Raw genomic sequence first — 18656 nt, 5'->3', positions numbered from 1 at the left:
GTCAACTTCCGTGCCCGTCCCTTGTGTTGTCACCGCAGGAGGCGGGCCGTAAACGGCGTATCAGGCATAGGGCGCGGGTATCACCGAACCGGGCAGAGGAATCCCGCCATCTGCCGAGCAGGCGCGAGGAGTTCGGGGATGATGCATTGGTTCGAGGGGCCGCTGGCGGCTTTTGACACCGAGACAACAGGCGTGGATGTCGAGGAGGACCGGATCGTCTCGGCCGCCCTCGTCGTCCAGGACGCGGCGGGCGGGCGGCTCCGCGTCACCCGCTGGCTGGTCAATCCGGGGATTCCGGTGCCGCCCGGCGCCACCGAGATCCACGGTCTGACCGACGACCATCTGCAGCGCAACGGCCGTTGGCCCGCGCCGGTCGTCGAGGAGATAGCCCGGGCGCTGGCGGAGCAGTGCGCGACGGGACGGCCGCTGGTCGTGATGAACGCACCGTTCGACCTGACGCTGCTGGACCGGGAGCTGAGGCGCCACCGGGCGTCGTCGCTGGCCGGCTACCTGCGGAACAAGCCGCTGTGCGTGCTGGACCCGCGGGTGCTGGACAAGCACCTGGACCGCTACCGCAAGGGCCGCCGCACGCTCACCGACCTGTGCGAGCTGTACGGGGTCACGCTGGACGGCGCGCACGACGCGGCGGCCGACGCGGCGGCGTCGCTCGAACTGGTGCGGGCGGTGGGGCGGCGGTTCTCCGCCCGGCTGGAGCGGCTGTCACCGGCCGAGGTGCACTCGCTGCAGGCTGTGTGGCACGCGGCTCAGGCCCGCGGGCTGCAGGCGTGGTTCGAGAAGAACGGCGCCCCGGAGGCCGTGGATCCGGCGTGGCCGTTGCGTCCGGAGCTCCCCGCGGCGGCCTGAGCGGCGCCGGGCACGCGAAAGCCGGTCCGTCGATGACACTGACGGACCGGCTCTTCCCGGGTGGGCGATACTGGTTTCGAACCAGTGACCTCTTCGGTGTGAACGAAGCGCTCTCCCACTGAGCTAATCGCCCGGGAACGGGTTGAACCATACAGGGCTCGGCGGTCTCCGTTCAAACCGCTTGGAGCCATGCCCCCAGTCCGCGGTGGCCGGCGCGCATCATCAGCGTGTGGTTGGCGCGGAAGAAGGGGCGGCAGGGGACGGCGAGCCGGCGCAGCAGCGCCCTGCGCACCTCGGCCTCCTGCTCGTACACGACGCGGCTGCCGCCCCCGTGCGGGGCGACGGTCCAGCGTGCCCAGCCCTCGAGGTCGCCGCTCATCGCCGCTTCGAGCGTCCGCGCGACGGGGTCGTTGCGGCGCTGCCGCAGCGTCAGGACGAGGTCGTACGGGAGGGACGAGCGGAAGCGGGCCCTGGCGGTGGAGTCGTCGATGCGGCTGATCCCCCGGACCTGCGGCCACCACCGGGGGTAATCCTCGACGCGCTCCAGGGCGGCGTAGACGGTGTCGGGCGGCGATGGCAGTTCCCAGACGCTCGTGAAGCGGTAGTGATTCCAGTCCATGGTTCCAGTCTGCGCGCACGGCCCTACTCAGAGCCGGAACTGAGTAGGGGAACGCATGCACGAGGATGTGGCGGCCACCACACTCCCGTACATGAGACATGTGCCGCCGCCCGCCGAGGAATTGGCGCTCCTCGATCATGAACTGGCCCGGCTGGACGCCCGCCGGCTGCAGTTGCTGAACCGCCGTGCCTGGCTGGTGGGCGTGCTCCGCGCGCCGGCCGCCCCGGCGCCCTTCCCGGCGCCTGCCGCCCGTGCGCAGGCCCCTGCCGTTCCGTACGCCCCGTCGGCGCCCGCGCACGGTACGCAGAACGTGCTGCTGGTCCTCGGTGGTCTGCTGCTCACGGTCGCGGCGATCGCCTTCACCCTGTTCAGCTGGGGCGAGATGGGCATCGCGGGCCGTTCGGCGGTGCTGGCGGCGGTGACCGCGGGTGCGCTGGTGGCGCCGGCCCTGCTGCTCGCGCGCAAGCTGCCCTCGACCGCGGAGGCGGTGGCCGCTCTGGCCCTGGTGCTGACGGTGCTGGACGCGGTGGCCCTGCACGCGGTCGCCGCTCCCGGGACCGACGCACTCGTGTTCTCGGCGGTCGCGTCGGCGGTGCTGGCGGCGGTGTGGGTCCTGTACGGGCTGCTGCTCGGCCGACTGCGGGTGCCGCTGCCCGCAGCCGTGGTGGCGGGGCAGCTGCCGCTGGTGCTGACCGCCTGGGCGGCGGGGGCGTCCGCGACCGGCTTCGGCTGGGCGCTCCTGGTGACCGCGGCGGCGGATGTCGCGGTGGTGTCGTGGGGCCGGGGGCTCGCGGTGAGGGTCACGGCGGCTGTCGGGGCGGGGGTCGCCGGGCTGGTCGCGCTGCTGATCGGTCTGGGGCTGTCCGTGTCGGCCGGTGGGCCGTTCGCGGCCGTGGGCCCGGGGGCGCTGCTGCTGGCGGGCGCGGCGGTGGCCCTGGCGGGAGCGTGGCGCGCGCCGAAGGAGTGGGCCGTCGCCGGGGGTGCGGTGGCGGGCCTGGCGTCGGTGGCCGCGGTGGGCGGAGTGCTGCGTACGGGACTGCCGTGGAACTGGGCGGTCGTGGTGTATCTGCTCTGCGGCGTCGCGCTGTCGCCGGTGGTGCGGCTCCGGGTTCCGCAGCCGGTGGGCCGGGGTGTGCTGGGGGCGTCCGCCGCGGTCACGGCGGGCGCGCTGGTGTGGGCGTCGCCCGTGGTGGCGGCGGTGCTGCTGGGTCCGGTGTCAGGGCTGGCGGACGTCTGGTCCGGGGCGCCGGAGGGCTTCCGGGGTGCGCTGGGGCCGTCGGTGCCGTGGCCGGCGTCCGCCGCGTCCCCGGTGGTGCTCGCGGTGGTGGCGGGTGTGCTCGCTGCGCTGCGTCTCGGGTGGGCGCGGGGGACGTTCGTGGCACCTCCGCAGGGGTGGCGGGCCGCCGCGGAGGCCGGGGCGACCGTCCTGGGCTGGGGTGCGGTGCCCGCGCTGCTCGCCGTGGCGGATGTGCCGTACGCGGTGGCGGTGGGCGTGGAGCTGCTGCTGGTGGGCGGGCTGCTGGCGCTCGCCGTGCGGCGGGGGTCCGGAGCCGTCCCCCTGACCGCTCTGGCGTGCGCGCTCGTGGGTGCGGTGAGCGTGGGACTGCTCGCCCTGGCCGCCGAGCCGGCCACGTACGCGGTGTTCGGAGGCCTGCTGGTGCTGTTCGCGGGTGCGGCTGCCCGGTCGCGGGCGGTGGCGGTGCGGTCCGTGCTCGCCGTCGGGTCGGTGCTGTGCGCGATCGTGGTGGCTACGGCGGCGGGGGCGTCGCTGGGGTGGACCGCGCCGCAGTCCGCTCCGGTGGTGCTGGTCGTCCCGGCGGTGACGGTGCTGCTCGGGGCCCGGCTGCGGGTGGCCGCGGTGGCGGTGCCGCTGGAGGCCGCCGGGGCGTTCGGTGCACTGGTGGCTGTGGGGCTCGCGGTCACGGACGCGCCGTTCCTCGCGCTGGTGCTGGCGCTGTGCGGGGTGCTGGCGGCGGGGAGCGCGGTGCGGCCCGAGCGCCGGCCGGCCGCGGGGTATCTGGCGGCGGCGTTGTTCGTGGCGGCGATGTGGGTGCGGCTGGGGGCTTCGGGGGTGACGGCACCTGAGGCGTACACGCTGCCCGTGTCGGTGGCCGCGTTCGCGGTGGGGTGGCTGCGGGGCCGTACGGATCCGGCTGTGTCGTCCTGGGTGGCGTACGGCCCGGCCCTCTCGATGACGATGGTTCCGAGCCTGGTGGTGGCGTGGACCGATTCCGGCTGGCCGCGGCCGCTGCTGCTGGGCGCGGCTGCCCTGGTGGTCACGCTGGCGGGCGCCCGTCTCCGGCTCCAGGCGCCGCTGGTGCTGGGCGGTTCGGTGCTGGCCCTGGTCGGCCTGCACGAGCTGGCCCCGCACGTGGTGCAGGTGCTCGACGCGCTCCCGCGCTGGGCGCCCCCGGCGCTCGCCGGGCTGCTGCTGCTCGCGGTCGGAGCGACCTACGAGCAGCGGCTGCGCGACGCGCGCCGGGTGCGGGAGAGCCTGGGCCGGATGCGTTAGGGCATCTTGTCCCCGACGAGGGCGAGGTTCTCGATGGCGGCGAGTCCGTAGAGCGCGGTGTCGTTGGTGTAGACCCAGTTGGCCTCGGTCCCGGGGACCGTGGTGACGGGGCCGGTCACCTCCTCGGTCTTCCAGGGGGCCGATTCCTTGTATCCGTCGCTGTTGTAGAACTTCGCCCAGGCGCGGGCGGCGAGCCTCTCGTCGCCCGTACGGACCGCGGCGTACGCGTCCAGGCGCGAGTGGCCCTGGAAGAGGATGAGGCTGCCGAAGTCGGAGCCGTAGCGCGCCTTCTGTTCGGCCTTGGTCGCGTTGAAGTACCGGCAGTAGTCGAGGTAGGCCTCCTCGAACTCCGGTACGTCGACGAGGTCGATGAGTTCGGCGCACAGCTCGTTGAGGCCGAAGACCGCCGAGAGGTGCGAGACGCTGACGACCGGTTCGGTACCGACGGCGAACTTCCCGGTGTCGAGGTCGTACAGGCCGCTCCCCTGGACGAAGCCGTTGGGCTGGGCGGCGATGGTCTCCATGGTTCCGAGGATGCGGGCCTCGGCCTTCGCTGCCTGCGGGCCGCCCCGCTCCCATTCGGTGAGCCAGGCGGAGACGAGCCCGCTCCAGTCGGTTCCGAAACCGATGGACAGGGCGTGCCGGTCCGGTGTGTAGGGCTCGGTACGGATCTTGCGGAGCGGGTCGAGGGCGAGGAAGGTCTCGTCGGAGTCGACGTTGGCGCGCATCAGGTCGCCGACGCGCTCGTCGGCGGTGAGGAAGTAGTAGAAGCGCCGGTAGGTGGTGTTGGCGATGCGCTGCTGCTTGGCGCTGTCGGCGTAGTGCTGGATGCCGTGCCGGGTCCCGAGGCCGGCCCACTCGCCGAGGTGGTAGACGTCGACCTCCCCGGTGTGGCGGGTCATGGCCTCGGCGAAGCGGAAGATGTCGGCGCGGCCGGAACGCAGGTAGGCGTACCAGAGCCACAGGTCGGGTGAGAGCTCGGAGTTGTCCCAGGCGTAGCCGCCGACGTCGTAGCGCCACTGGTGGCGGGCGGGGTCGTAGGAGTGCATGACGTCGCCGTAGTCCCAGAAGCCGTACCAGCGCCGCATGTCGACCTGGTCCTTGTAGTACGTGAAGAGGAAGTCGAGGTGGTCCTCGATCTTCGCCTTGGCCGGGGTCGAGCGGTCGACCGGGGAGAACAGTCCGCCGAAGACCTTCGCGCCGATCAGCTGGGAAGGCGGCGCGACCAGCTGCGGGAGGGTGCGGACGGCCTCGGTCTGCTGGGCCAGGGCGGTGGCGCCGGGGGTGGAGTCATGGGCCCAGAAGAGGAGTTCGCTGGTGCGCGCGATGCCGTACGGGGTGCCGAAGCCGGGTTCGTAGTCCTCGTAGGTGATGTTGAGGCCTTCGAGCTGTTCGGCGTACGTGTCCTGGCCCAGGCCGTCGTGGTAGAAGCGCAGGTCCATCGGTTCGGCCTCGGGCGACCAGAGCCACAGGGTGACCTCGGCCGCGTCGGTGTGGGCGTCGCGGATGTCGAGCTGGGCGGGGAACTTCTCCCAGAAGTCGCGCAGGCCGAAGGCGAGTCCGCCGCTCGCCCCGCCGACGTATCCGAAGCCGGAGGCCCGCCGGCCGCCGCCCGCCGCGATCCAGCCGTGGCCCTTCTTCGTGCGCTTGCGGAGCGAGAACCCGTCGGCGGACAGCTGACTGAGGGTGTAGTCGCCCCAGGTGGGGATGAGGTGGAGGCGGCTGGTGACGCGCTGGTCCCAGGTGGCGGGGTCGGGGAGCTTCGTGCCCTCGAACTGGGCCGCCTGGACCGCGGCGCCGGGGTCGCGGCGCAGACCGGTGATGCCCTTGACGGCTTCCCGGAGCATGCCGGTGCCTTCGCCGCCGATGCGGATGTGCCGGTCGTAGGCCTCGTCCCGCATCGGGACGGTGAAGCGGACGCCGAGGCCGCGGATGAAGTCGCCGCTCGCCTTCCCGGGTTCCTGGGTGCCGTCGAAGGTGATGGTGTGCACCATGCGGAACGATTCGGCGCCGGCGTAGAAGTAGAGCCGCACCGAGAAGGGCAGCCAGGAGCGCTTCCCTCTGCGGTGCTTGCCCTCGATCCGGACGACGGCGCGTACCGGGCCGCTCTGTTCGACCTCGGTGGTGGTGACGGCGCTCTCGAACCGTTCGTACGCCTCGCGCCCCTGGTCACCGTCCTCGATCTCTCCCTGCCGGATCAGGACGAGCCGTCCGTCCTTGGCGATCTCGGTGGAGCCACGGGTGAGGGAGGTGATGAGCGAGGAGCCGGACTTCCCGATCTTCGCGGTGATGACGCCGGTGGAGACGGTGACGGTGGATCCGGTGCTCCTGACGGCGACCTTGTGGGCGGGAGCCGTGGGCGCCCCCGGGCCGAGGAGGAACTTCTTCGCGCCCGCGGCTTCGGGGCCCACGGCGTGCGCGGTCCACTTCGCGGAGCCGTCGGGCCAGGTGGCGGTCGTCCACGACTGCACGGGGACGTCCTTGCCGTCCTCGGTGGTCAGCGCGAAGGTCTGGTCCTTGCGGTACCGCCCCTTGGGCCAGGGCACCCCGAGCGTGGAGCCGGGCGCCGCGCCGAGACCGCCGGACTCCAGCCAGGTCAGGGTGACGGGTTCGTCGGTGTGCTCCGCGCCCGGGGCCGCCGCCGACGCGGGAGCGGCGCCGAGGGACCAGCTGAACTGTGCGGCCGCGCCGGCCGCTGCCGCGGCCTTCAGAAGGGTTCTGCGGGGCATCCTGGACATGGGTGTGCCTCTCTCCGTGCGGATGGTCGGAACAGGGGACGATCAGGGACGGGTCAGCGCGAGAGCTCGCGCTGCCGTACGGCGGTGGCCGCGGCGGCGACGGCCCCGACGACGGGGACTGCTAGTGGCAGCACCAGGGCGCCGGACAGCACGACGACGGCCATCCCGCAGACGAGCAGCAGGGAGCCGGCCGGGTCACGGACCGTGTTCCGGCCGGCCTCGGCCAGGAGGGGGCGCCAGAGGGCGCCGGGCTCCCAGCAGGAGGCGGCGCGTACGACGGCGACCAGGAAGCCGATCATGGCGATGATGCCGACCGCGCCCACGAAGGGCCCGCCGGGCAGCCCGGCGCGGACCGCCGCCAGGTCGAGCTGGAGCAGGCCCCCGGCGGCCCACACGGCCACACCGACGAGCCATCCGCCGCGGGCAGCGGCCCGGGTGTCGTCCGCGAACTCGCGCAGCCCGCCGTGCCGACCGTCGAGGTAGCGGCGCAGGTGCCGGGTCCCCGCGGCGAAGGCCGCGGGGAACGTGAACAGCGGCAGGGCGGCGACGGCGATCCACACGCCGACGAGCAGGCATTCGGAGAACAGGGCGAAGCGGTTCATGACGCGCGAACGCCCGGCCGGGGTACGGGTCTTCGTCGCCACGGCGTCAGCCCTTCAGGCCCGAGGTGGCCATGCCGTCGATCAGGTACCGCTGGAAGGCCACGAAGAAGGCCAGCACCGGGAGCAGCGCCACGAGTGACATGGCGACCATGCCGCCGTAGTCCGCGACCGCGTCCTGGTCGATGAACATCTTCAGCCCCAGGGAGACGGTGTACTTGTCCGGCTCGTTGAGATACAGCAGGGGGCCCATGAAGTCGTTCCAGGCGTTGATGAACGTGAAGATCGCACTGGTGACGAGCGCCGGCCGGCAGAGCGGCATGACGATGGACCAGTAGGTCCTCAGGTGCCCGCAGCCGTCCAGCCGTGCCGCCTCGTCGAGCTCCTTGGGCAGTCCGCGCATGAACTGCACCATCAGGAAGACGAAGAAGGCGTCGGTGGCCAGGTACTTGCCGATCAGCAGCGGGGTGAAGGTGTTGATCAGCTCCAGCTTCTGGAACAGGACGTACTGCGGAATGATCAGTACGTGGTACGGCAGCAGGAGGGTGCCGATCATGACGGCGAACATGATGTTGCGCCCGGCGAACCGCACCTTGGCGAAGGCGTAGGCGGTCAGCGAGCAGGACAGCACGACGCCGATCACGGAACCGATGGCTATGTAGGCCGAGTTCAGGAAGAAGGTCGAGATCGGGATGTCGGCGATGCCCTCGGTGAGCCGGGCGTAGTTGTCACCGATCGGGTCCGCCGGGAACAGGTCCAGGCCACCGATGATGTCCGCGCTGGGCTTGAAGGAGGCCCCGATCGTCCACACCACCGGGTAGAGGACCACGGCGAGGATGACGAGCGCACCGAGGTGCCAGGCGAGTGCCCCGGGTCCCCGGCGGCGTACTGCTGATGTCAGGAGACTCATCGGCCGCCCTCCTCGTAGTGCACCCAGCGCTTCTGGGACCAGAACAGCACGGCGGTGACCAGTCCGACCGCGAGCAGCAGCAGCCATCCCATGGCCGAGGCGAAGCCCATGCGGCTGTTCACGAAGCCTTGTTCGTACAGGTAACAGGTGTAGACGAGCGTCGCGTCGGCCGGCCCGCAGCTGCCGTTGCTGACGATGTAGGCCGATCCGAAGATCTGGAACGAGTGGATGGTCTCCAGCAGGACGTTGAAGAACAGGACGGGCGAGATCATCGGCAGCGTGATGTGGAAGAACCTGCGCCAGGGGCCGGCCCCGTCCACCTCGGCCGCTTCGTACAGTTCACGCGGGACCTGCTTGAGGCCGGCCAGGAAGATGACCATCGGCGCGCCGAACTGCCAGACCGTGAGGGCGATCAGCGCGTAAATGATCATCGAGGGGTCGCCGATCCAGCCGCCGACCTCGAAGCCGAACACCTTCTGCGTACGGTCGACGATCGCGTCGTCCGAGAACAGCGCGCGCCAGACGATGGCCGCCGAGACGCTCGCACCGATGAGGGACGGGGCGTAGAAGGCCGCGCGGTAGAAGGACTGGCCCCACCGCTTCTGCGCGAGCAGCATGGCGACGGCGAGTGCCGCGGCCAGCTTGACCGGGGTGCCGATCAGCACGTACCAGGAGGTGACCTTGACCGACTGGCGCCAGCGGGGGTCCGCGAACATGTCGGTGAAGTTCTGGAGGCCGATCCAGCGCGGGGCCTCGAACAGGTTGTACTCGGTGAACGACAGGTACAGCGAGAACACCATCGGCCCGGCGATCAGGAACAGGAAGCCCGCTATCCAGGGCGACATGAACAGATAACCGGCCAGGTTCTCACCGCGGTCCCGCCGCTTCCGGGCGGGGGGCGGCACGTTTCCTCCGGGACCGTTCCGCTTGGCGACGGAGCGGTCGTCCCCGGCTGCGAGCACGCCCGGGGAGGTGTGGATGTGAGTCACCTCGGTCCTCTCAGTTCGAGCCGAGGGCGGTCTTCGCCTCGGAGAAGAACTGCTTCACGGAGTCCTTCGGCGAGGTCTTGCCCAGGGACAGGTCGGCGCCGATGCGCAGGAAGGCCGCCTCGATGACGTCGGCGCCGGCCGGGTGCGGGGTGATCGGCTCCAGGACACCCGCGTCGGCGATCGCGGTCTCGTACGCGCCGATGGCCTTGCTGGGGGCGTCGGCGGGCTCGTAGGCCTCGAACTGCGCGGTGGTGGCGGGCACTCCGCGGTCGTATCCCATGATCCGGGCGACCTCGGGGTCGTGGGTCATGAAGCTGATGAAGGTGGCCACCTCGGCGGGGTGCTTGGTCCGCGCCGTGCCGCTCAGCATCAGCGAGCCCAGGTACTGGCCGGTCTTCTTGCCGTCGGTGCTCGGGATGGGCGCGAGGCCGTAGCTGCTCCTGCCCTCCGCGCTGTAGCGGACCGAGAAGTTGTCCCAGGTGAACTCACCGGCGGACAGGCCCTTGGCGGTGGCCGACGCGGGCTTGAGCTGCTCGACCTTGTTGGGGTCGGCGTAGAGGCCCGACTTGACCCGCTCCAAGGCCTCGGTCCAGTACGGCAGCAGTTCGTCCTCGCCGAAGCCCATGCCGTCCTCGGTGAAGAAGGCCTTGCCGTTCTGGCGGAGGATCAGGTCGTACAGATACATCACGCCGTGCGGTCCGGCGTCACCGGCGATCTTCTGGCCGCGCTTGATCTTCTCCAGACCGGCCAGCCAGTCGTCCCACGTCCAGCCGATCTCGGGGGTGATGCCGGCCTTGTCGTACACCTTCTCGTCGATGACCAGGGCCATCGAGTTGCTGCCGACCGGAACGCCGAGCAGTTTGCCGTCGATCTCGGCGAACTTCTCCAGCCCGGAGCGGAAGCCGCCGAGATCGAGGTTGCCCTTCTCCGCCTGGGGGTTGAGGTCGAGGAGGACGTTCTTCGCCTCGTACTTGCGCAGGAAGGTCACGGCGTTCTGGATGACGTCCGGGGGGTTGCCGCCGGCCGCCTGGGTGTTGAACTTCTTCCAGAAGTCCGGGTACTGCTGGAAGTCCGTCTTCACCTTGATCTTCGGGTGCTTCTTCTCGAAGAGGGTGACGCACTGCTGGACCTTCTTGGCACGGTCGTCCGCGCCCCACCACGAGTGCCGGATGGTGACCGGACCACCGGAACCGCCGCTGCCCGAGCCGCAGCCGGCCGCGGTCAGGCCGAGACCGGCCGCAGAGAGGCCGGCCAGCTTCAGCAGCTGCCGCCGGTCCATGCCGTTGTTCCGAGACATAGCTCGCCCCCACCGTTCGCATTGAATCGTTTTAGAAAGCGCTTGCTGGGTCAAGGTAGGGAGCGGCAGGGGGCGCGTCAACGGTTAGGACGAAATTTCGGCGACCGGACGACGGGCCGAACAAAACGGCGAGGGCGGCGCCCGACGGGCGCGCCCGGAAACGCCGATGGCCCGGAAGCTTCTCAGAAGCTTCCGGGCCATCGGACCGGGGTGGGCGATACTGGGTTCGAACCAGTGACCTCTTCGGTGTGAACGAAGCGCTCTCCCACTGAGCTAATCGCCCCGGCGCACGGCATACATTACCCCATGTCAGCGGCGCCTTGGGACCACCGGGTCACTACCGGGTCACTGCTCGATCTTCCACGGCATCACTATGCCGAACTTCCAGACGTAGATCCCGACCAGCACCGCGATGATCACGAGCCCCACCGTGGTGAGGATGATGTTGCGCCGCCGGACCTTGGGATCGAGGGCGCGCTGCGCGGCCTCCGTGACCTTGCGTCGGGTCCAGCGCAGAACTATCTGCGCCCAGACGAATTCGGTGGCCCAGATCGCCATGCCACCGAAGATCACCAGCCACCCGGGGCCCGGCAGCGCCAGCATCGCGACGCCCGCCCCGACCACCGCGAGGCCGACGACGAAGATCCCGACCTGCCAGCCCAGGTGGAGCAGCCTCGATTTCCGGATGAACCCGGGCGCACGCGAACCCAGCTCGCGCTCCGCCGTCTCTTCGTCCCCCGCGGCGGAACTGCCGGCCACCGTGGGGGCGACCTCTTTCCGCTCGTCACTCTCCGCGTTCATGGAGCCCAACCTACCGGACCGCCGATCGTCACCGGAATGGACGCATGACCCAAAGTTACACACCGCCGCACGAGCGACCTGAAGCATCACAAATAGGTCAGAGGGGTTTACAACGGCACCGTAGGTGGCATGTCGATTTCGCCGACGTGCGAATCCCCGAGCGCACACTGAGCGAAAGGCCCTGGCGCTTATGAACACCACGGTCAGCTGCGAGCTGCACCTGCGCCTCGTTGTGTCGAGCGAGTCCTCACTGCCTGTACCCGCGGGCCTGCGGTATGACACGGCCGATCCCTATGCCGTGCACGCCACCTTCCACACCGGAGCGGAGGAAACGGTCGAATGGGTTTTCGCCCGTGACCTCCTTGCCGAGGGGCTGCACCGGCCCACCGGCACCGGAGACGTCCGCGTCTGGCCATCACGTAGTCACGGTCAAGGCGTCGTCTGCATCGCACTGAGCTCCCCTGAGGGAGAAGCCCTGCTGGAAGCCCCGGCACGGGCCCTGGAGTCGTTCCTGAAGAGGACCGACGCCGCGGTCCCGCCCGGCACCGAGCACCGTCACTTCGACCTCGATACGGAGCTCTCACACATCCTGGCCGAGAGCTGAGCCAGGCCGAGAGCTGCGGGACGCCGTCCGACTCGGGGAGACGGCGTCGCGCGGACAACCTCATAGGGCAGGCACCGGCGCCGTCGCCGCGGAACCCACCGCGGCGGCGGCGCCGCTGTGCGCGGGGGCCGGACGCACGCCAGGGGCGCCCGGCTCTCGCCACACCCGCATCATCCGCACCACACGCCTCACCTCTGCCACAGAAACCGCCTCCGGAGCCGCCAGGGCGGCCCGTGCGCTCCGCGGTGCCGCCCTTCCGGGAAAAGGGTGCCGCCCTCCCCGCCGAGCCCGTACCGGCCCCTGAGCGCCCTCGGCGAGCCAGTAGAGTCAGCCCGCATCGGTGGACGCCCGTCCGCCGGAGGCCAGGGAGCGAAGCGTGCTGATCCCACACGACACCCGGATCGCCCTCGAAACGGTGGTCGATCTGGTGAACACCGCGCCGGAGGGCGAGTCGGGCGACGGGCTCGCGGAGCTCACCGCCCTCTACGCCTTCGCGGAGCGCCACCACATCAGCGGCGTCGGAACCCTCGGCGACAAGGACCTGCGCGCCGTGCGGGACGTCCGGGACCGGTTCGCCGAGATATTCGCCGCACCCGACGCCCGCACGGCCGCGGACCTCGTCAACAGCCTGGTGGCCGCGGCCGGCACCACTCCGCAGCTCACGGATCACGACGGCTACGACTGGCACGTCCACTACTTCGCACCGGACGCATCCATCGCGGACCACCTCGCGGCCGACTGCGGCATGGCCCTGGCCTTCATCGTCGTGGCGGGTGAGCAGGACCGGCTGCGGCGCTGCGAGGCCCCGGACTGCCGGGACGCCTTCGTCGACCTGTCACGCAACCGCTCCCGCCGCTACTGCTCCAGCCGCACCTGCGGCAACCGGCTCCATGTCGCCGCGTACCGGGCCCGGCGCCGGCAGGCCGCCCGCTGAACCCTCCGCGGACGGGCCGTGCGGCCGCCCCCGGGAGGGGGGCGGCCCTGCGGGACGGTGGGCGTCCGGGTGCGGCGGCCGTTCACGGCGGAAGGGTCGCGACGGCCGCTCACAGCAGGAAGAGATCGTGCAGTGCGGCCATCAGCAGCAGGCCGCCGACGACCGTCAGGAAAATCATCAGCGGCGGCTGGGAAAGCGCGAAGAGGCAGCCACGCGGCTCTTCGGCGGGGGGTGCGGGGACGTCGCCCCGGGATGTGTCCACCATCTCGTAGTGATCATGACGCAGAGCGGGCCCTGTTGGCGATCAACAAAGCTTTTCCCAGGGCGAGTTCACACACTTCAGGATGAACGGGAATCGCTCCCGCGTCCGAAGGTCCCGCATGCGTTCGCTCCGCGTGTCCCCGCGCCGGGGCCCCGGCCCCCCTGCGGTGTCAGCGCGGGGCGGCGCTGGAGGCGCGTACGACGAGCTCCGGCTGGAGGACCACGCTGCGGTGCCGGTGGCTGCCGTCCCCGTCGTCCGCCTCCTCCAGGAGGAGCTCCGCCGCCATCCTGCCCATCACCACGGCGGGCTGCCGGACCGAGGTGAGCGGCACGGCGGCGGCCGCGGCGAACTCGATGTCGTCGTAGCCGACGATGGCGACGTCCTGCGGCACCCGCACGCCGGCGGCGTACAGCGACTGCAGGACACCGAGCGCCAGCAGGTCGTTGGCGCAGAACACGGCGGTCGGTCTGGGCACGAGGCCGAGGAGCCTGGCCCCCGCGTCGCGGCCGGCCGCCACGTCCAGGCGCTCGGAGGGGATCTCCACGAGGGCCTCGGGGCCGAGCCCCGCCTCGGCGAGTGCCGCCAGGGCACCTTCGCGGCGGTCCCTGATCTGATGGAGATCACCGGGACCGCTCACATAGGCGACGGACCGGTGGCCCGCCGAGACGAGATGCCCCACGGCGAGCATGCCGCCGCGCACGTCGTCCACCGAGACGGCACAGCTGTCGGTGGAGGCTGCCACGCGGTCGACCAGCACGTAGGGGATCCGGTGGCGGGCGAAGGCTTCGAGGTTGCCGCCGGTGGCGTCGGCCGGGGTGACCAGCACGCCGCAGACCCGCTGCTCGGCGAAGAGCCCGAGATATTCGGCCTCCTCCTCCGGGCTCTGGCCGCTGTTGCAGACCATCACGCCGAGACCGGCCTCCCGGGCCGCACGCTCGGCACCGCGCGCGACGTCGACGAAGAAGGGGTTGCCCATGTCCAGCACGAGCAGGGCCATGATGCGACTGCGGCCCGCCCTGAGCTGCCTGGCCGACTCGCTGCGTACGTATCCGAGTTCCTCGATCGCCGCCAGCACACGGGCCCGGGTGTCGGGAAGCACCGCCTCGGGACGGTTGATCACATTGGAGACCGTGCCCACCGAGACTCCGGCCTGCCGGGCCACGTCCTTGATCCCTGCCACACGCCCCACTTGCCCTGCCCCACTGATGCCGTCCGGCCGCCGCGCGTCGACGCCGGTCCCTGGTCCTCGGACGGACGTCCAGCATGGTCCGTCGCGCCGTCGCCCGGGCCGCGCCCACCGGATTGAATTGTTTCAATCCGTTCGGGACGCTAACCGCATCCACGGGATACCGTCAAGATCGGGGCGGCGCAACCCCGAGAATACCCAGACCCGGCACAGGCGTCGGCATTCCGCTGCCCAGGGCCGGCCATGAATCGATTCATGGCCCTTGCGTGCCACGGCCACCGGTCATCGGGCCCCCCGGACGGCAAGGCCGGGGCCGCCTGTCAGATCCCGTGCTTCTTCAGGATCGCCTCGATGTCACTGAAGTCGTCACCGGGCGCGGCAGCCTGCTGCTGCTTCTTCGGCTTCTCCCTCGCCTGTGGGGCCGTCGCTCCCGCACCGGAGGTCAGCGAGGGTGACGACGCGCCCGGCGCCACCGCGGCGCCCTGCTCCGCGGCCCGCGCGGCCTTGCGCTCCTTGCGGGTCGAGCCGCTTCGGCGCTCCACCGCACGCGTGGTCATGAAGAGCAGCCAGGCCACGGCCAGCAGCCCGAAACCGATCCAGACGCTCGGCTTGAGGACGATGCCGGACACCCACTCGACGACACCGGTCATCACCAGCCCGACGGGCACGAGCGAGTAGGCGGCGATCCGGGTCGCCGTGAGGAACCGCTTTCGGTACGCGGTGATCGCGGCGATGCCCAAACCCGCCGCCGACACCGCGGAACAGATGGTCTCGGCAAGCATCGGTGCCTCCAGCGATCGGGATACGTCCCTTCCATCCTGCACCGGCCACTGCCACAGGGGCCACGGCGCGGGCCCACATCAGGGACATTTCAGGGCCGCGGTCCTCCCCAGGTCCCGATTGGGAAGCGCGGGTCCGGCCTGAAAGACTGGTTTCATGAGCGATTCCCCCTCCGCCGCACCGGTCGTCCTCGACCTCTGGTGCGAGCTCGAGTGCCCCGACTGCCACCGGGCCCTTGCCGACGTCCACGCCCTGCGCGCCCGTTACGGCGACCGGCTGGAGGTACGGCTGCGCCACTTCCCGCTGGACAAACACAAGCACGCGTACGCCGCGGCGCAGGCCGCCGAGGAGGCCGTCGTCCAGGGCCAGGGATGGCCGTACATCGAGGCCGTCCTGGCCCGCACCGCCGACCTCGCACGCGCGGGCGAGCCCCTGCTGCTCGAAGTGGCGGGTGAACTGGGGCTGGACGCCGAGGAGTTCGACACCGCCCTGATCGACGGCCGGCACCTGCTGATCGTGGACGCGGACCAGGCCGAGGGCAAGGCGATCGGCGTCACGGGGACCCCGACCTACGTGATCGGTGACGAGCGGCTGGACGGCGGGAAGAGCCAGGACGGGCTGCTCGCGCGCATCGAGGAGATCGCCGACCGCCTGCTCGCCGGGCAGGACTGACAGCCCGGCGCTGCCGGCGGCCGGACGGTTACAGCGCCTTGGCCAGGTTGTACTGCGTCACCTCGTAACCGAGCGACTCGTACAGCCGCAGCGCGGGCGTGTTGTCCGCGAAGACGTGCAGGCCGAGGAGGCCGAGGCCGGCGTCGAGCGTGATGCCCTCCGCCAGGTGCATCAGCGCCCGGCCGTATCCGCGCCCCCGGTACTCCTCGCGCACCTCCACGTCGAAGACGTACCCGAGGTCGTCACCGTCCGGCACGTCACGACGCGCCACCCAGACATAACCGACGACGGCGCCGTCGTGGACGAGGACGTGGAAGTACATGCCGGGGGTGGCCAGACCGTCCGGCAGACTGGTGGCGTGGTCCGTCTCGGACTTGCGCCGCGCCTGCTCCTCCGGGACGCCGCGCTCCACCCACTCCTGCGTGTACGTCTCGACGCAGGTGGCCGCCCACGCGGCGTACTCCTGCTCCGTCATGGGACGTCCGGTGACCCCGCCGGGCAGTGCGGGGGCGGCCCGCCGGAGGGCCTTCAGCATGTTGCGGCTGCGCTCCGTGTAGCCGAGTACGGCCGCCAGGGCCCGGGCCGCGTGGTTGTCCACGGGGGCCACCAGGCGGACCTGCGTACAGCCCCAGCCGCGGAGCACCTCCTCGGCGGCGAGCGCGGCGATGGTGCCCCGGCCACGCCTCCGGTGCGCCTCGTCGATACCGAGCGACCGGAGTATGCCCGCCGAGGCGCCGAACGCCGGGTCGGTGGAGATGGCGACGGCGCCCACGGGCCGCCCGTTGTCGCACACGTCGTACGTCCGTGTCCGCACGCCGTCGGCGTCTTGCTGGACCGGCTCGGCCGGCCGGATGGTCGTGGTCATCAGGTCGTTCTATCCGCTGGGCGGCGGGCCGTCACCCCTTTTTCGGTTCCGGTTCCGGTGCCCGCCCGGACTCACGGGTCGAGATCCTCCGCCGCGCGCTCGTCGAAGACCCGCATCGCCTTCGCCGTCACGGGCCCCGGGGCGCCGGGCAGCTCCCGCGCGTCGACCCGGTGGACGGCCTGGATGTCGCGGAGTGTGGAGGTCAGGAAGATCTCGTCGGCCCGCTCCAGCACGTCCAGCGGGAGGTCGGTCTCCTGCGCACCCGTCCACTCCACGGTCAGTGCGCGGGTGATCCCCGCGAGACATCCCGAGGTGACGGGGGGCGTGTGGATCCGGCCGTCGAGGACGACGAAGACGTTGGAGCCGGTGCCCTCACAGAGTTGCCCGACCGTGTTGGGGAAGAGCGCCTCCGAGGCGCCCCCCTCGTGGGCGCGTGCGAGAGCGACGACGTTCTCGGCGTACGAGGTGGTCTTGAGGCCGGTCACCGCGCCGCGTTCGTTGCGCGTCCAGGGGACGGTCACCACGGCGGTGCTGTCGGGGCGGCGTGTCGTCCCGCCCAGCGCGACGACCAGGCTGGGCCCGGCGTCCCCGCGGTCGGAGCCGAGCGGCGAGAGACCGCCGGTGCAGGTGATCCGGAGCCGGCCGAGCTCCACGGGATTGGCCTCGACGACCGCCGCCACCGCGTGGCGGACCTCGTCGTGATCGGGGTCCGTCAGGCCCAGGCCCCTGGCCGAGCGCGTCAGCCGGTCGAGGTGCCGGGTGAGGGCGAAGGGCCGGCCCCCGGCGACCTTGACGGTCTCGAAGATGCCGTCCCCGACGGTCAGCCCGTGATCGAACACGGACAGCCGTGCGTCATCGGCGTCGTACAGTCCGCCGTTGACCCAGATCCTCATGACGCGGTTCTCCCTGGCTCCTCGTGGTGGGTGCCCGACGCTACAGCGAGCAGCCGGGAGGCCTTGAGCTCGGTCTCGGCCCATTCGCGCGCCGGGTCGGATCCCCAGGTGATGCCGGCTCCGGTGCCGAAGCGGAGAAGGGGTGCGGGCCCGGTCCGGTCGATCCAGAAGGTCCGTATGCCGACGGCCAGTTCCGCGGTGCCCCGGTCTGCGTCCACCCAGCCGACCGCTCCGCAGTACGGGCCGCGGGGAGCCGTCTCCAGGGCTTCGATGATCCCCAGCGCGCTGGACTTGGGCGCGCCGGTGACGGACCCGGGCGGGAACGCGGCGGTGAACAGCTCCGGCCAGCCGGCGCCGTCGGCGAGCCGTCCGCGCACGGTGGAGACGAGGTGGACGAGCCCGGGGTGCTTCTCCATGGCGCAGAGGTCGGGGACGCTCACGCTGCCGGGTACGCAGACCCGGCCCAGGTCGTTGCGGACCAGATCCACGATCATGACGTTCTCCGCGTGGTCCTTCTCCAGCAGATCGTCCTCGGTGCGCCCGGTGCCCTTGATCGGACCGGACTCGACCGTCCGGCCGTCGCGTGCGAGGAAGAGCTCGGGAGAAGCGGTGGCGATCTCCACACCGTGCTCCGGGAGCCGGATCGTTCCCGCGTAGGGCGCCGGGTTGCCGCGGGCGAGCAGCGCCGTGAGCGCGTCCACGTCGGTCCGGGGACCGGGCAGCGGCGCGGAGAGGACCCTGCAGAGGTTGGCCTGGTAGACCTCGCCGGCCGCGATGTGTTCACGGATCCGTCGTACGCCGGCCATGTAGGCCTGCTCGTCGAGTGAGGACGTCCACTCCTCCGGGGAGGGCCCTCGCCAGGCCCCGGGCACGGGGAGGGGGACCTCTTCGGACCGCACGGTGGCGAAGCGGGCACAGACCGGACGGCCTTCGAAATCAACACATACCGCCCAGAAACCGGACGATTCAAGAGCGGCTGGGTCGCTGGTGACATCCAGCAGGCCGGAGGCGACGAGGCCACCGAAGCGGGCAAGGGGGGTGAGGTCGCGCACGTGACCGAGTCTAAGGCGGCACGCGGTGACCTGCGGCGGGCGACGGTGGCGCAGCACGCTGCGCAAACGCGTTTTTGTG

Annotated in this window: 18 protein-coding genes and 2 tRNA genes; 5 read left to right on the top strand and 15 right to left on the bottom strand. The window is 71.2% G+C overall.

The features are described from left to right. Window positions 1–138 precede the first annotated feature (138 nt). Window positions 139–864, top strand: coding sequence for a 3'-5' exonuclease (locus ACIP63_RS32120; RefSeq protein WP_399234662.1), 726 nt, complete (start codon window positions 139–141; stop codon window positions 862–864). Window positions 865–925: 61 nt separating this feature from the next. On the opposite strand, the gene ACIP63_RS32115 is transcribed toward ACIP63_RS32120, so the two are convergent. Both ACIP63_RS32115 and ACIP63_RS32110 read right to left on the bottom strand, forming a co-directional pair. Further along, a tRNA-Val gene (locus ACIP63_RS32115) sits at window positions 926–997 on the bottom strand. 39 nt (window positions 998–1036) lie between these two features. Continuing rightward, a complete protein-coding gene (locus ACIP63_RS32110) occupies window positions 1037–1483 on the bottom strand; it encodes an SRPBCC family protein (protein ID WP_401522792.1) in 447 nt (148 codons plus the stop codon). Between the two features lie 91 nt (window positions 1484–1574). Here ACIP63_RS32110 and ACIP63_RS32105 point away from each other — a divergent pair, with 91 nt between their 5' ends. After that, the gene (locus ACIP63_RS32105) at window positions 1575–3995 is read left to right on the top strand and encodes an SCO7613 C-terminal domain-containing membrane protein (RefSeq protein WP_401522790.1); all 2421 of its coding nucleotides are present in this window, start codon (window positions 1575–1577) and stop codon (window positions 3993–3995) included. On the opposite strand, the gene ACIP63_RS32100 is transcribed toward ACIP63_RS32105, so the two are convergent. From ACIP63_RS32100 to ACIP63_RS32070, 7 genes are all read right to left on the bottom strand, one after another. Beyond that, window positions 3992–6733 (bottom strand): Tat pathway signal sequence domain protein, encoded by a 2742-nt coding sequence (locus ACIP63_RS32100; RefSeq protein WP_401522788.1) that lies wholly within the window; start codon window positions 6731–6733, stop codon window positions 3992–3994. The genes ACIP63_RS32105 and ACIP63_RS32100 overlap by 4 nt on opposite strands. A gap of 53 nt (window positions 6734–6786) precedes the next feature. Then, a complete protein-coding gene (locus tag ACIP63_RS32095; protein ID WP_401523158.1) occupies window positions 6787–7335 on the bottom strand; it encodes a hypothetical protein in 549 nt (182 codons plus the stop codon). Window positions 7336–7381: 46 nt separating this feature from the next. Next, window positions 7382–8242, bottom strand: a complete 861-nt coding sequence (locus ACIP63_RS32090) for a carbohydrate ABC transporter permease (RefSeq protein ID WP_401522786.1) — start codon at window positions 8240–8242, stop codon at window positions 7382–7384. Then, window positions 8239–9231 carry a carbohydrate ABC transporter permease gene (locus ACIP63_RS32085; RefSeq protein WP_401522784.1) on the bottom strand — a complete coding sequence of 331 codons (993 nt, stop codon included), beginning with the start codon at window positions 9229–9231 and terminating at the stop codon, window positions 8239–8241. The genes ACIP63_RS32090 and ACIP63_RS32085 overlap by 4 nt, the downstream gene beginning before the upstream one ends. Window positions 9232–9241: 10 nt before the next feature. Beyond that, complete coding sequence (locus ACIP63_RS32080) at window positions 9242–10528, bottom strand: ABC transporter substrate-binding protein (RefSeq protein ID WP_401522782.1); 1287 nt, start codon at window positions 10526–10528, stop codon at window positions 9242–9244. 211 nt (window positions 10529–10739) lie between these two features. Then, window positions 10740–10811: transfer RNA gene (locus ACIP63_RS32075), tRNA-Val, on the bottom strand. Window positions 10812–10873: 62 nt separating this feature from the next. After that, window positions 10874–11329 (bottom strand): TIGR02611 family protein, encoded by a 456-nt coding sequence (locus ACIP63_RS32070; RefSeq protein ID WP_401522779.1) that lies wholly within the window; start codon window positions 11327–11329, stop codon window positions 10874–10876. A gap of 190 nt (window positions 11330–11519) precedes the next feature. Between ACIP63_RS32070 and ACIP63_RS32065 the strand changes: the two genes are divergently transcribed. Together ACIP63_RS32065 and ACIP63_RS32060 are read left to right on the top strand one after the other, a co-directional pair. Next, on the top strand, window positions 11520–11933 hold the full coding sequence (locus ACIP63_RS32065) for an SsgA family sporulation/cell division regulator (RefSeq protein WP_003959770.1): 414 nt from the start codon (window positions 11520–11522) through the stop codon (window positions 11931–11933). A gap of 376 nt (window positions 11934–12309) precedes the next feature. Then, window positions 12310–12867 (top strand): CGNR zinc finger domain-containing protein, encoded by a 558-nt coding sequence (locus tag ACIP63_RS32060; RefSeq protein WP_401522776.1) that lies wholly within the window; start codon window positions 12310–12312, stop codon window positions 12865–12867. A gap of 109 nt (window positions 12868–12976) precedes the next feature. On the opposite strand, the gene ACIP63_RS32055 is transcribed toward ACIP63_RS32060, so the two are convergent. The 3 genes from ACIP63_RS32055 to ACIP63_RS32045 form a co-directional block, all read right to left on the bottom strand. Further along, on the bottom strand, window positions 12977–13132 hold the full coding sequence (locus ACIP63_RS32055) for a hypothetical protein (protein WP_356712427.1): 156 nt from the start codon (window positions 13130–13132) through the stop codon (window positions 12977–12979). 166 nt (window positions 13133–13298) lie between these two features. After that, window positions 13299–14318 (bottom strand): LacI family DNA-binding transcriptional regulator, encoded by a 1020-nt coding sequence (locus tag ACIP63_RS32050; RefSeq protein WP_401522772.1) that lies wholly within the window; start codon window positions 14316–14318, stop codon window positions 13299–13301. A 317-nt stretch (window positions 14319–14635) separates the two neighbouring features. Continuing rightward, entirely contained in the window at window positions 14636–15097 is a 462-nt protein-coding gene (locus ACIP63_RS32045; RefSeq protein ID WP_401522769.1) for a hypothetical protein, read from the bottom strand. A gap of 154 nt (window positions 15098–15251) precedes the next feature. On the opposite strand from ACIP63_RS32045, the gene ACIP63_RS32040 reads away from it, so the two are divergent. Further along, entirely contained in the window at window positions 15252–15767 is a 516-nt protein-coding gene (locus tag ACIP63_RS32040) for a DsbA family protein (RefSeq protein WP_401522766.1), read from the top strand. A gap of 28 nt (window positions 15768–15795) precedes the next feature. On the opposite strand, the gene ACIP63_RS32035 is transcribed toward ACIP63_RS32040, so the two are convergent. The 3 genes from ACIP63_RS32035 to ACIP63_RS32025 all read right to left on the bottom strand — a co-directional run bounded on the left by ACIP63_RS32035 (window position 15796) and on the right by ACIP63_RS32025 (window position 18577). Then, complete coding sequence (locus ACIP63_RS32035; RefSeq protein ID WP_401522763.1) at window positions 15796–16632, bottom strand: GNAT family N-acetyltransferase; 837 nt, start codon at window positions 16630–16632, stop codon at window positions 15796–15798. A 71-nt stretch (window positions 16633–16703) separates the two neighbouring features. After that, window positions 16704–17525 carry an aminotransferase class IV gene (locus tag ACIP63_RS32030; protein WP_401522760.1) on the bottom strand — a complete coding sequence of 274 codons (822 nt, stop codon included), beginning with the start codon at window positions 17523–17525 and terminating at the stop codon, window positions 16704–16706. Continuing rightward, entirely contained in the window at window positions 17522–18577 is a 1056-nt protein-coding gene (locus ACIP63_RS32025) for a chorismate-binding protein (protein WP_401522758.1), read from the bottom strand. Before ACIP63_RS32025 ends, ACIP63_RS32030 begins: the two co-directional genes overlap by 4 nt. Window positions 18578–18656: the final 79 nt, after the last annotated feature.

Source organism: Streptomyces sp. NPDC088746 (genome assembly GCF_044751065.1).
Taxonomy (GTDB): Bacteria; Actinomycetota; Actinomycetes; order Streptomycetales; family Streptomycetaceae; genus Streptomyces.
The sequence above is the reverse complement of the archived record's forward strand: the minus strand, read 5'-3'. Positions and strand labels throughout refer to the sequence as shown.